A 13,517-nucleotide genomic window follows, 5' to 3' on the forward strand; every position below is an offset into this window, starting at 1 on the left:
TTTCACTTCTTATAAAAAACTTTTTCTTGTAAATGATTTTAGAAAGGATACCCAATTGCGATATTCAAAATCAGATTTTCTTTTCGCCAAGATCCGCTTCCAAAATCAATATCCTTAATTACCCATCGCTCACCATCCGGCAAATAAGGTTTTCGCAGCGGAAAAGCCAAATCTGTTCTCAGAATAAAAAAAGAAACATCAAAACGTAATCCAACACCCGCACCAACGGCAATTTCTTTCATAAAATCTTTAGAAAATTCTGCGCCGGGTTTATTGGGGTCGGCATTTACGAGCCAGATATTTCCTGCATCGATAAAAGCAGCACCGCGAACAATACTAAAAAGTTTTGCCCGATATTCAGTACTGAATTCCAGCTTCAAATCTCCAGATTGATCTGGCAAATAATCGTTTGTCGTAGTTGTATTAAAATAACTTCCCGGTCCGATTGATCTTGCCCTGAAAGCACGAATACTATTGGTTCCGCCAACAACAAACTGTTTTGAAGTTGGTAAAACACCTGAATTCCCATAAGGAATTCCGGCTCCAACAATAATTCGGCTGGCTAATTCGCTTTCTTTGCTTAGTTTTAAATAATGTCTGAAATCACCCCTTATTTTTGCATATTGGCTAAACGGAACATCAAAAATTTTGATTGTATCGTTCTTTTTGACGTTTGCACCGGTAACCAAACCGGTAATATTTCCGGCCAGATCCAATTCTCCGTTAAAGTAAAAAGTATTCTTCTTACGCTTTTGCATCGTATTGGTGTATGTATAAGAATAAGTCGGTCCAAAAATCAATTGTTTTTCGATAATTTTCCCCAAAGAAGGATCCTCCTTTATATCGTCCAGATACTCCTGAGTTACATGGTTTGGACTTACATAGGTTACATCAAAGACATTTAACTGATGTTCTTTTCGGGCATTTTCTTTCCACAAATAACCAAAAGAGGTTTTAAACGAATTCAAAGCATACAATTGGGTTCTGTTTTGATATTCATATCTTACGGTTGCTTTTGTCCTTGGTATATATTCACTGGAACCTTCAACAGGAAAAAATGGCACAATAAATCTTGGCCAGGTCAAACTTGTTTCTGTTCCCAATCTATATATATTTTTACCTTTATTTACTCCCGAAAGCTGAAAATCTGCTCCACCAAAAACAGAAACTGTCAATAACTCAGCACCTCCAAATAAATTTCTGTTATTCCAGTTTACATTGACTTCGGTTCCTGTATAACTCGCCGAATTTGTTTTTCCTAAAACCTCGACACGAATAAATTTCTTTGGCAAAAGCGTTAAATAATAATAAGAATCTAAAGTCTTTGGCAAACTGTCTGAAGGTTTAAATTCATTTTTTACAAAACTGAAAGTCCCAAGATTTACAAATCGGTTTAATGTCAGATTATGATCTTTTCTATTGTAGTAATCGCCCTTTTTAAAATAAATTGTTCTGTCAAAAACTCTCGGTTTAAAAGTATTAGCAGTATCAATAATGGTAAAATCTTTATACTGTACCACATCTTCGGGTTTGTATTTTACACTGTCTTTTGAAATCGTGAAATTCGGATATACGAAAATCTTGTCAATTTTATAAGCCGTGAGTGCTTTTGGCGGAGCATCGCCTTTGATTACCAGTCTGATTTTTACTTCATGATCGCCTTTACTACTATCAATTTTTGCCAAAATATAATCGGGATTAAAATAATAATAACCGCGTTCCTTTAATCTTGCATCAATTCGTTCTCTTTCTGCTTTTATAACATCTAAATCGTATGGATTTCCAACTTTCAATAAACTTCTTCGGCTTGATCTTCCAATTATTCTTGACATTGCCAATGAATCATCTGGAAAAGTGACACTTTTAATAATATATTGCTTTTTGGGTACTACAATATATTCTGCTGTTGCTCTTTTATTTCGAACGGTTGAATCAGCACTTACACGTGTCTTGAAGAAGCCTTTGTTTTCGGCAAAATTTCTTAACACAGAAGCATTGTAATCCAAATCGACTTTACTAAAAAGAACCGGTTCCTCACCAACTTTTGTTCGAAGCCAATACCTGAATCCTTTTTCTTTTTTGGGCTCACCGGCAATATTGTAAAACCATAATTTCGGACGAAGACCCAAAAATTGTTTATTCGGTTTTGGACGAAGCAAGTCTTCCAATTCCTTTTCTAATGCTTTTCGATCTTTCTTTTTAATAACTGAATCTTTTACTTTTACGGAAGCACCCGTATAAAGCAATTCTCCTTCTGGCAAATATTTGGTATTACTGCATCCAAAAACAAAAAATATGGACAGCATAATACAATATTTTATATATCTGTTTTTCATATCCTTATGTTTTTATTTCGCTACCTTTTATTTCCTTATCCTCTTCATCAATTCCATTTTCCTTGTTTTCTTTTTCTTTTTGTTTTTTTCGTTCTTTACGAAGTTTATCCTCCTTAATCATTTCTTTTTCGGCTGCAGTACGATGAAAAAGTTCACGAAATTTATTGTAACTCATTGTGATAATAAAAGCAATTCCGGTTTCAATTACCTGACCTTCGACGGCTACCTGATATTCATTTTTTCGATATGCACGAAGCATATAACGACCGTCTTTTGTCAGCTGATAATCCAAAGCAACATCGCCTGCAATATTGGTACTTTGCTCGTTGGCGCGTTCCTGACCTTCTACTGCAAAACTGCTTCCTACAGTCACTTTCAAACGATCATCCAAAAGTTTTTTAGAAACACCAACATTCAAATCGGTTCTGTTTTCCATAGTTCCCGTAGTATAATCTTCTGTTGATTCCAAATCAAATTCCAATTGCACACCACTAATCAGTTCTCCTGCAAAATCATTTAGTTGCTGCGAAAGGATTTTACTCACACTTTGTCTAGCCAAAGATTCTGCATTTGTACCGCCGCTTTCGCTCGCAAACGGATTTTCACCAATAAATCTGTTCAATAACAAAAGTGCAAAAACCTGTTTGTTTAACTCGGCAGGTTCCTGGCGCAACTGCTCCAGTTTTGTACGAGACATGTCTACAATATTAGAAGACACTCCATAATTACCTTCTGGAAGGATAATATCAAAAGTGATTTCCGGCTTTAATAATTCGCCATTCATTTTTAGGTGTGTCTCAAACGGAATTTTTTGTTTATACATGTTTTTTTCAGTCTGAGATTTATCTCCTAACTGATTTCCAAGCAAATCAATTGGTGCTGTGTTTACTTTGTAGATTGCCGTGATATTCAAACTTGCCATTGTAGGCTCTCCGTTCCAGATAATCGAACTTCCTTTTTGAATATTAAATTTTCTTCGGATCATGTTAAAATTCATTTCGTAAGCACCATCTGAAAATTCATATTTTCCGGTCAGGGTTGTTTTTCCCGAAGGATCAATTCCTCCTGTCAATTGTGCTTCTCCTTTCAGATTCAGGTAATCACCGTTTCCTTTATCTATAATCAGCGTAAGTTCTGCTTCTTTATCAATCGAAATATCAACGCTTACGTCCATACCGATTAATTCGGACTGATTCAGCTTTTTCTCCATTGCAGCAGTTTGTCTCAGGTATTGATTGTCCTCGTCAACAAACTCTACAATTCCTTCTCTGTCAGCAATCGAAGGATCTGACTGTGGTAAAACAACCGTAAACTTAGTTTCTTTATTGACTTTAATAGTACCGCCAATCACAGGGTTTTCGAGTGTTCCTTTTACATTTAGTTTGGTATCCAAAAACAAATCCCCATAGAACAAATTATTGTCAGCAGCCTTAGAATTTATGGCTCTGAAATCGTCAGCAGTAATTATTAATCCAAAATTATATTTTCTAAAATCAGGTGACTGAATAACACCGTCAATCGATAATTCATTGTCATTTTCATCCTGAAAGGTAAATTTGTCAAAAGTGATTTTACCCTCATTGAAAGTAATTTTTTCCTGATCTGTTTTAAAGAAGGAATTCAGCTGTGTCACTCTGAAACCTGAATCATTAAAATTAAGTTCTCCATTAATTTTAGGTGCTGCAGCAGTACCCTGAATTTTAAAATTCCCTGACAAATAACCCGTTCCTTCAGAAATGTTATCCATACTGAAACCCTGGATACTTTTTATATTCAGTTTATTTATTACGACATCAAAATCGAACGTTCCTCCCTGAATTGCATAATCCCCTGTAAGGTTTACATCATTTCCTTCATCACTAAGCTGTACATTGGCTGCCAGCAAGTTGGCTGTTTTATTATCTACCTTTACTTCTAAATCGCCTACTTTTTCACCTTTAAAAGTAAAATCATCAATTTTTAAATCTGAAGTAAAAATTGGGTTTGCCATTACGTTTTCAACCACCGCATTTCCATTAATCAAACCTTGGATCATTAATTTGTCTTTTTTGACAATACTCATAATGGTTTCGATTTTGAAGTTTACAAAATCAACCTGAATTGGTGCGTTATTTTGTGTTCCTTGTGATTGAATTTTTAGTTCATTTCCGTCATTTTCAAGGAAAAACTTATTGACATAAAGCTGATTTTTCCCAAATTCAATTGCGTTTTCCGGATCGATTTTCCATTTATCATAATTTAAAACGAAATTTTCCGCATCAATTTTGAAAATGTTTTTAGAATCTTCTGCTTTAAATTCCCCTCCAACAAAATACTGCTGTTTGTCTTTTACATCTTTCACTTCGAACGCATAATCCAGAATATTATTTTCTGCTTTTCCTGACAAACTAGTAAACGGAATTTTCAATGAACCGCTTTCAATCGTAGCAACTGAAACCGAATATTCTAAAGCATTTTCTTTGGCTTCAATATTTATTTTTCCGTCAGAAATGGTATTATCCGCATAAACAATTCTCGGAATTGAACCTTTTATTTCTAAAGAATCGGCAACATTATTATATTTTCCGGTGATTTTAATAGGCTCTAAACCTGTAAGTTTCGGAATTAATTTAAACAAAATCGGATCGTTATCAACTGTTAAAGTAAAAGCCAATCGTTGTTCATCTGATTCTCCGTTTACTTTCGGATTTTTCAGATCTATATATTTTGACAATGATTTTTTTATTGCCGATGTTAAAGTCGTCAATTTGTATTTTCCGTCAACTTCGGCTTTTAAAAACTGTGACGAAATTTTGATATTATTTCTAGTATTATCCGAAAACGCAATCACTCGAACCGAATCTAAAACAATTGGTTCCTTGTCCTGCAAAATTTGAATGTTTGAAAGAAACACTTTTCCGTTCAGAAAATCGGGATTGCTGTTGGCGATATCAGCATCGACATTTCCGCGAAGTTTCATTGGGCCTGCGTGAAGATTCAGTTTTTCTAAATCGGCTATATCAAGGTTTAATTTTAATTTAATTGATGGATATTTTTCTTTTGTATTTCCGCTGGCAACCAAATCGAAATTCAAATTTGGATCTTTCATACCTGATTTTACAGCAAAAGATCCGTTCTCAATATTTCCTTTTAAAGCCAGATCTTTATATGTATATCGATTAAAAACGGCTTTTTGAACTAATCCGTCAATAGCTGCATTAGCTGTTTTTGGGTCTAAACCATTTCCCTTGACTTTCGCTTTAAGCGTAATTTTTCCAATCGAATCATTTTTAATTAATCTGCCTAAATCGAAATCCAGTAAATAAACTGTTGCATCGTACTTTTCTCTTTTTTTGATGCGCTGATCGAACAAAGCATCAACTTTCGCATTTCCGAAACTACTGTTCAACGCCAGCTTCGTTTTGAAATTCTGAACCGAACCTTTGAATTTTCCTTGCAAATTTAGCTGTGAAGGAATTTGAATAGTCGTAGGAATTGTACCCGCCGGCACAAACACATAAATATCTTTTGAAGTGCTCGAAAGTTTCTTTATATTCAAATCATAATACGCTTTTTGAGCATCCGGAAGGCCTTTTATCTTGCCCGAAAGAGAAACTTTTGTGGTTCCGATTCCACTCATTTCAAACTGCGAAATATCCAGATCTTTTACTTTTCCATTCACATGTGCATTGATCGCTAAAATCGCTTTTGGATTACTCTTAAACGGATTTGTTTTTTGCAGATCAGGAACAAATAATAAAATGTCTTTGAAACCAATTTTTGAATTTTTTACATTCGCTTCAACTGAAAGATTGGCAATATCTTTTTGCAGAGAAGCTAACGATTTATATTCTACTTTAATTTTATCCTGAAGAAGGGTTTGTGGCGTTTTTAAATACAAATTGTTCAGATTTGCATTTTTAGGTCCGTAGAAAAAGTCGGTTTTTAAAGCCTGAATCTCCAAACCGCTTTTTTCGTTTACGGTGAGTGATTTTATATTTCCGGAAATAGTATCATTTCCATAATATAATTTTTCTGCTTTAAGATTCAATTTACTCAAGTCTAAATGACTGTAATCAATTCCTTTTGGCATTGGTTTTGACTGCATATCATCAAATTTAAAAGCAACATTTTCTATATCAGTTTCTTTTAATTTGACTCTCCAGCCTGATTGTTTAATGGCAGTTGAATCTAAATTCGGAGTCTGAATTTGTTTGTCTTTGGCCCCTAATCTTAAATTTCCGCTTAAATTTTTAAGTTCGAAAGTTTCGAAATCTAATAGCTGTTTATTTAAATCGATTTTGTTTACCGCTAAATTTAGATTGCCCAAACGAATTCCTGAATTCAGTTTTGAATCTTTATTATCGTATAAAATATCAATTTTCGAAAGACTGATTTTACCGAGATCCAGATTAAAATCTTTTCGCTTCGAAATTGTATCTACCGTTTTCACTGAAACTTCAGCAATTTTCTCTGCAACATCCTGATCTAAAACCAATTTTAATCCGTCCAGATTTATATTTGGAATATTAAAATTCATTTTATCCAAATCAAATTCTTTGAATTTTGTATCAAAATGCGTCAGGTTTACACGAATATCATTTTTCGAAAAATCGTCTTTAAAATTAAATTTGACATTATCCAGATTTACTTTTACAACCGATATTTTGAAAGGCTTGCTGTCTGGATCTTCTGCTTTTGGTTCTTTAGATTCAAACGCTTTTATAATGTAATCAAAATTGAAAACACCCTCTTTGTTTCGTGAAATATTCGCCTTTACATTTTCAAGGGAAACCGAATTGATTTCGAGTTCACTGTTGACCAATTTGAATAAATCAACATCAACTTCCAAACGTTTTCCAGCAAGCAGCGTGTCTTTTTTTTGATCTTCAAAATAAAAACCTTCCAGCACTACATCTTTTGGAAATTTTATCGAAATATGATTTAAAGAAACCTTGGTTTTGATTTTTTTATGAAGGTAGGTTACCGCTTTGTCCTTAACGAAATTCTGAACCGACGGAACCTGAATAAGTATAATAAGAACTAATAAAATTGCAACTACAGAACCCACGCACCATAGCAGAATACGTAGTGTTTTTTTAAAATAATGAATGGTCTTTTTATTCATACGTCAATAAAACACATTAGATTAATTGCAGTTTCTATAAAGCAGAATTATAGATTTTACAAAAATGTAAATTTTTACGCTTTAACAATTTACATAATTACGTGCAATTATTCTAAAATTTTACGTACAAATAGTTAATTACTTCTTTATCGAATAGAAGTTAAAATGTAATATGAGGCAGTTTTTCTTTTAAAAGATTGATTTTTTGCTGAAGTTTTGCAAGGAATTTTTGATGCTGATCTGAGTCTGGATTGAAACTGCGATGACGAAGACTTTTCTGGATTTCATCAACTTCTTTCATTATCAAAAAGCTGCCTTCAGAAACATAATTTTCGCTGAAAAGTTTCCAGATATAATCGATTGCAATTTGGTTGGGATGTAGCATATCTTCGGTATAAAAACGATAATCGCGAAGTTCATCCATCATGATTTCGTAGGAAGGAAAATAGTTATGAGTTATGAGTTGTGAGTTATGAGTTTTTAAAACTTGATGTAGCGCCGTGAATAAATGTGATTTGCTTAATTGATTTTCGACAAAACCATCTTTTATATGACGAACTGGGGAAACTGTGAAAATGAAATTTATGTCTGGGTTTAAAGTCTGAATTAAATCGATTGTGTTTTGAATGCTTTTCTGAATGACTTCAGCTGATAATAATTCTTTTGAGAATTGTTTTTGAGGGACTTTATGGCAATTTGCTACAATTTCTTCTCTTTCAAGATTTTTGTAAATCCAGGAAGTTCCGTATGTGATGATAATATGCGTAGCTTCTTTTAATTTTTTATTGGTTTCTGTAATTGCTTTATTCAAAGTTTCAAGCAATTCTTGTCGGTCGGAATTGCTTAAATCGGAATGCACTTCATAAGAATGCCAACGCTCATTATGAAAAAAAACGTCTTTTTCCTGATAAAAATCCAACTCACAAACTCTTCTAAATAATTTCTCAATTGAAACCGGATTAAAAATTATTCCGAATGGATTTATTACATTCTGAAATTTAAAATAATCGAATTTATCTGCCATGTTTTCTGCAAAACAAGATCCAATTGAAAGCACTTTTGAATTATAATCGATTGGATTATTACTTTTTGAAATTGGAATTTGGGTTCTGAATTGCATAGTTTTGTTTTAAACAAATTTCGCCTATTTCTTATAAACAAAAAAATTAACTTTTAAATACCATAACATCCGCTAAACTAAGCTTGTCAATTTTGTACTTTTGTATTTCTTTCTTTTTTAAAATATAACTCTCCTATGAAATTATTATACTCCTACATAATCAAACATAAAATGCTTTTGTTTTTTGCTTTGATTATGGCTACTATAAACATTTGTTTCAGTTTATCAGACTCTATTATTACAGGTAAATTAATGCAGGATTGTGGTGTGGGTCTTCATAAATACGACGGAAATGCAGCTGGTTTTATCAAATCATTATCGTTTTGGCTTGGGCTTTCGCTTGGTGCAGCGATGATTTCGAGAATCACCAAAAACTTTCAGGATTATTTCACCAATGTAGTAATTCAAAGAACTGGTGCCCAAATGTACACTGATGGAATCAAAAAATCTCTCGATTTGCCTTATGCCGAATTTGAAGACCAGCGAAGCGGTGAAACGTTGAGCAAATTAACCAAAGTACGTTCTGATTCTGAAAAATTGATTACACTTTCGATTTCATTGATTTTTCAGACTATAATCGGATTCATATTCGTAATTGTATATGTAGCCCGAATTGATTTTCGTATTTCCCTCATCTTTTTAGTTACTGCACCAATTATTGCTTTGGTGAGCTCTTACCTCGGTAAAAAAATTAAAATTGTTTCTAAAAAAATTGTCAATCAAACTAATGCTTTGGCGGGTTCAACAACTGAAAGCTTACGAAATATCGAATTAGTAAAAAGTCTTGGTTTGACGTATCAGGAAGAAAAGCGTCTGAACTTAAATACCTTTAAAATCCTTCATCTCGAATTAGAAAAAGTGCGTTACATTCGAAGTTTGAGTTTTATTCAGGGAACAACGGTTCACTTTTTAAGAACCTGTGTGGTTTTTACCTTGTACTATTTTTTATTTGGAGGAAAAATCATTGTAGGCGATTTATTGACCATGGTATTTTTTACCTTCTTTATTTTTGGTCCTTTACAGGAATTAGGAAACTTTATTATTGTAGTCAACGAGACAAAAGTTTCGATGGAAAATTTCAAAACTTTATTGAGTGCTCCAAAAGAATTTAGACCTAAAAATCCAAAACATGTTGGTGCAATTCAGTCATTATTATTTTCGAATGTTAGTTTCAAACATAAAACTGCAAAATTTAAAGCAGTTGAAAACATCAATTTTGAAATCAAACAAGGTCAGACTGTCGCCTTTGTTGGTCCGTCTGGCTCAGGTAAAACAACTTTAGTGAAATTATTAGTCGGATTGTATATTCCCGCAGAAGGACAGGTTTTATATAATGATATTGATTCAGCCGAAATTGATTTATTGGATTTAAGAAAACAATTAGGTTTTGTAACTCAGGATGCCCAGTTATTCTCGGGAACGATTCGTGAAAATTTATTGTTTGTGAAACCTAATGCAACCGATGAAGACTTATATGATGCATTAAAAAGAGCCAGCTGTGATAAACTTTTAAGACGTGCAGAAGACGGATTAAACACCACAATTGGTGAAGGCGGAATCAAAGTATCTGGTGGAGAAAAACAACGTTTATCTATCGCAAGAGCTATATTAAGAAATCCGAATTTATTAATTTTTGATGAAGCAACTTCTGCTTTGGATTCTATTACCGAAGAAGAAATTAATACGACTATCAGAAATATTTCAGACCAAAACAGAATCACGGTTTTAATTGCGCACCGTTTGTCAACTGTAATGCATGCTGACAGAATTTTTGTTCTGGAACAAGGAAAAATAATCGAACAAGGAAAACATGATGATTTAATCGCAGAAAAAGGACTGTATTATGCTATGTGGCGCCAGCAGATTGGGGAGAGAAAATAGTTTTTTGAGGTTCTGAGATGCTAAGGCACTAAGGTTCTAAGTTTTTTTTAACAATCAATAAACGTACAATTTGTCATTTCGACGAAGGAGAAATCTTCGCAAGTAACTCCATAACGAAAATCCAATCTTTGTAGAGCTTCTCATGGAGATTTCTCCTTCGTCGAAATGACATAAAATGAGAAAAATCCATTTCAATCCTTTCATCTGTGGCAAAAAAACATTAGAATTTTAGGAATGCTTTATAAAATTAAACCCGACAAATTTTAAATCTGTCGGGTTTATTTTTTGAATATTCTAAAAAACTTAGTCCCTTAGTATCTTAGAACCTTAGCATCTTTAATTACTTCACGAAATCAACCGCTTTAGCCAAAGCCTCAGCAATTCCGTCAACATTTTTACCTCCTGCAGTTGCGAAGAAAGGCTGACCTCCTCCTCCTCCTTGGATATACTTTCCTAATTCGCGAACTACTTGTCCAGCGTTTAAGTTTTTGGTTGCTACAATTTCTTTAGAAACGTAGCATGTTAACATCGGTTTTCCTTCGTGCGCTGTAGCTAAAACAATAAATAAATCGTTGTAAGCATTCCCTAATTCATAAGCCAAATCTTTTGCCCCTTCCGGATTCAAATCAACTTGTTTAGCTAAGAATCGAACTCCGTTGATTTCTTGTAATTCTTTAGCCAGATCCGATTTCATATTTTTAGCTTTATCTTTCAATAAAGTTTCTAATTGTTTTTTCAACTGAGCATTTTCGTCCTGCAATGCCAAAATTGATTTTACAGGATCCTGAGCATTTTTAAGTGCTTCTTTAATTTCACTCAAAGAAACAGCCTGAGACTCAAAATATTCTTTTGCAGCTTCACTTGTGATTGCCTCAATCCTTCTGATTCCCGCAGCAACTGCTCCTTCAGAAACAATTTTAAAATGCCAGATATCAGATGTATTTGCAACGTGCGTTCCTCCACATAATTCAACAGAATCACCAAATTTAATCGTACGAACTAAATCACCATATTTTTCTCCAAACAAAGCGATTGCTCCGTCTTCAAGCGCCTGCTCTTTTGGGATAGCTCTTTTCTCAATTAAAGGTAAACTCTCGCGAATTCTTGCATTTACAAAGTTTTCAACTTCTGTTAATTCTTCATCTGTAACTTTTGAGAAATGAGAAAAGTCAAAACGCAATGAAGCATTTCTTACCATCGAACCTTTTTGTTCAATATGAGTTCCTAAAATCTTACGCAAACCCTGATGCAATAAATGAGTAGCCGAGTGGTTTGATGAAGTTTTAGCTCTTTGTAATGCATCAACAACCGCATTAAAAGTTCCGGTAATATTTTCAGGTAGCGATTGTGCTAAATGTATTGTTTGATTATTTTCTTTTTTAGTATCAATAATATAAACGATATCACCATTTTGAGCTTCCAAATACCCTTTATCACCTGTCTGACCTCCACTTTCTCCGTAAAAAGGTGTTGCATTGAAAACCAACTGGAAAATCTCACCGTCTTTCACGCTTTCAACTCTTCTGTATTTAGTGATTTTTACCTGGTGTGATAATCTGTCATATCCAACAAATTCCTGAATATCATCTTCAACAATTACATTCCAGTCTCCCGCCGTAACTTTTGATGCAGCACGGGATCTTTCTTTTTGTAATTGTAATTGTTCCTGAAATCCTTTTTCGTCCAGCTTCAAACCTTTTTCAGAAAGAATTAAAGCTGTTAAATCGATCGGGAATCCATAAGTATCATATAATTCGAAAGCTTTTTTACCATCAATTGTATCTCCGTTATTATTCAGAATTACTGCATCCAGCAAAATTAATCCCTGATCTAATGTTCTCAGGAAAGAGCTTTCTTCCTCACGGATTACATTTGAGCAAAGTGCTTTTTGCGATTTAATTTCAGGGAAAGATTCTCCCATCTGCTCGCTTAGCGTCTCTACCAATTTATAAATAAACGGTTCTTTAATTCCTAAGAAAGTAAATCCGTAACGAATGGCACGACGTAAAATTCTACGAATCACATAGCCAGCTCCAGTGTTAGATGGTAATTGTCCATCGGCAATAGCAAAAGCTACCGCACGAACGTGATCTGCAACCACACGAATCGCAATATTTACTTTTTCTTCGGCTTCATTTGAAGCTTTGGCTGTATATTTTGCACCAGTAATTGTTTCTATTTCTCTAATTAAAGGCATGAAAACATCTGTGTCATAATTTGATGTTTTTCCTTGCAATGCCATACACAAACGCTCAAATCCCATTCCGGTATCTACGTGTTGTGCAGGAAGTTTTTCAAGAGAACCGTCAGCTTTACGGTTGAATTCCATGAATACATTATTCCAGATTTCAACTACCTGCGGGTGATCGTTGTTTACCAGACTTTTTCCTGAAGCCAATGCTTTTTCTTCTTCAGAACGTAAATCAACGTGAATTTCAGAACAAGGTCCGCATGGTCCCTGATCTCCCATTTCCCAGAAATTATCTTTTTTATTTCCTAAAATGATTCGGTCTTCATCAATTAATTCCTTCCAAAGATCCCAGGCTTCCTGATCAAACGGAACATTATCTTCTTTACTTCCTTCAAAAACAGAAACATAAAGATTTTCTTTTGGGATTTTATACACTTCTGTCAATAATTCCCAAGCCCAGTTGATGGCTTCTTTTTTGAAATAATCTCCAAAAGACCAGTTTCCAAGCATTTCAAACATAGTGTGGTGGTACGTATCAATACCCACTTCTTCAAGATCGTTATGTTTTCCTGAAACACGAAGACATTTTTGCGTATCGGCTATTCTTGGACTTTTTGGAGTTCCGTTTCCTAAGAAAAATTCTTTAAACTGGGCCATTCCCGAGTTATTGAACATTAAGGTTGGGTCGTCTTTAAGTACAATAGGAGCAGATGGGACAATGGTGTGTCCTTTACTCTCAAAAAAATCTAAAAATTGTTTACGTACGTCTTGTGATTTCATATTTTAATTAGAAAATGTGTCAATTTAATGTGCCAATTTGAAAATTAGATAATTAGAAAATTTAGTTTATTAGATCATGCCTTCATTTAAATTAGAAATTAA

The 13,517-nt window shown here is 33.9% G+C and carries 5 protein-coding genes; 1 reads left to right on the forward strand and 4 read right to left on the reverse strand.

What is annotated here, in order from left to right:
• Nucleotides 1-38 precede the first annotated feature (38 nt).
• The 3 genes from tamL to AAEO57_RS04755 form a co-directional block, all read right to left on the reverse strand.
• Nucleotides 39-2,336, reverse strand: a complete 2,298-nt coding sequence (gene tamL / locus AAEO57_RS04745; protein ID WP_423972138.1) for a translocation and assembly module lipoprotein TamL — start codon at nt 2,334-2,336, stop codon at nt 39-41.
• A 4-nt stretch (nt 2,337-2,340) separates the two neighbouring features.
• Nucleotides 2,341-7,443, reverse strand: coding sequence for a translocation/assembly module TamB domain-containing protein (locus tag AAEO57_RS04750; RefSeq protein ID WP_341690031.1), 5,103 nt, complete (start codon nt 7,441-7,443; stop codon nt 2,341-2,343).
• 160 nt (nt 7,444-7,603) lie between these two features.
• Nucleotides 7,604-8,563: a GSCFA domain-containing protein gene (locus AAEO57_RS04755; RefSeq protein ID WP_341690033.1), complete on the reverse strand. Its 960-nt coding sequence runs from the start codon at nt 8,561-8,563 to the stop codon at nt 7,604-7,606.
• Nucleotides 8,564-8,698: 135 nt separating this feature from the next.
• Between AAEO57_RS04755 and AAEO57_RS04760 the strand changes: the two genes are divergently transcribed.
• On the forward strand, nt 8,699-10,444 hold the full coding sequence (locus AAEO57_RS04760) for an ABC transporter ATP-binding protein (RefSeq protein WP_341690036.1): 1,746 nt from the start codon (nt 8,699-8,701) through the stop codon (nt 10,442-10,444).
• Nucleotides 10,445-10,784: 340 nt separating this feature from the next.
• On the opposite strand, the gene alaS is transcribed toward AAEO57_RS04760, so the two are convergent.
• Nucleotides 10,785-13,415 (reverse strand): alanine--tRNA ligase, encoded by a 2,631-nt coding sequence (gene alaS / locus AAEO57_RS04765; RefSeq protein WP_341690038.1) that lies wholly within the window; start codon nt 13,413-13,415, stop codon nt 10,785-10,787.
• Nucleotides 13,416-13,517 lie beyond the last annotated feature (102 nt).

Source organism: Flavobacterium calami, from assembly GCF_038290035.1.
In the GTDB taxonomy this organism is placed as follows: Bacteria; Bacteroidota; Bacteroidia; order Flavobacteriales; family Flavobacteriaceae; genus Flavobacterium; species Flavobacterium calami.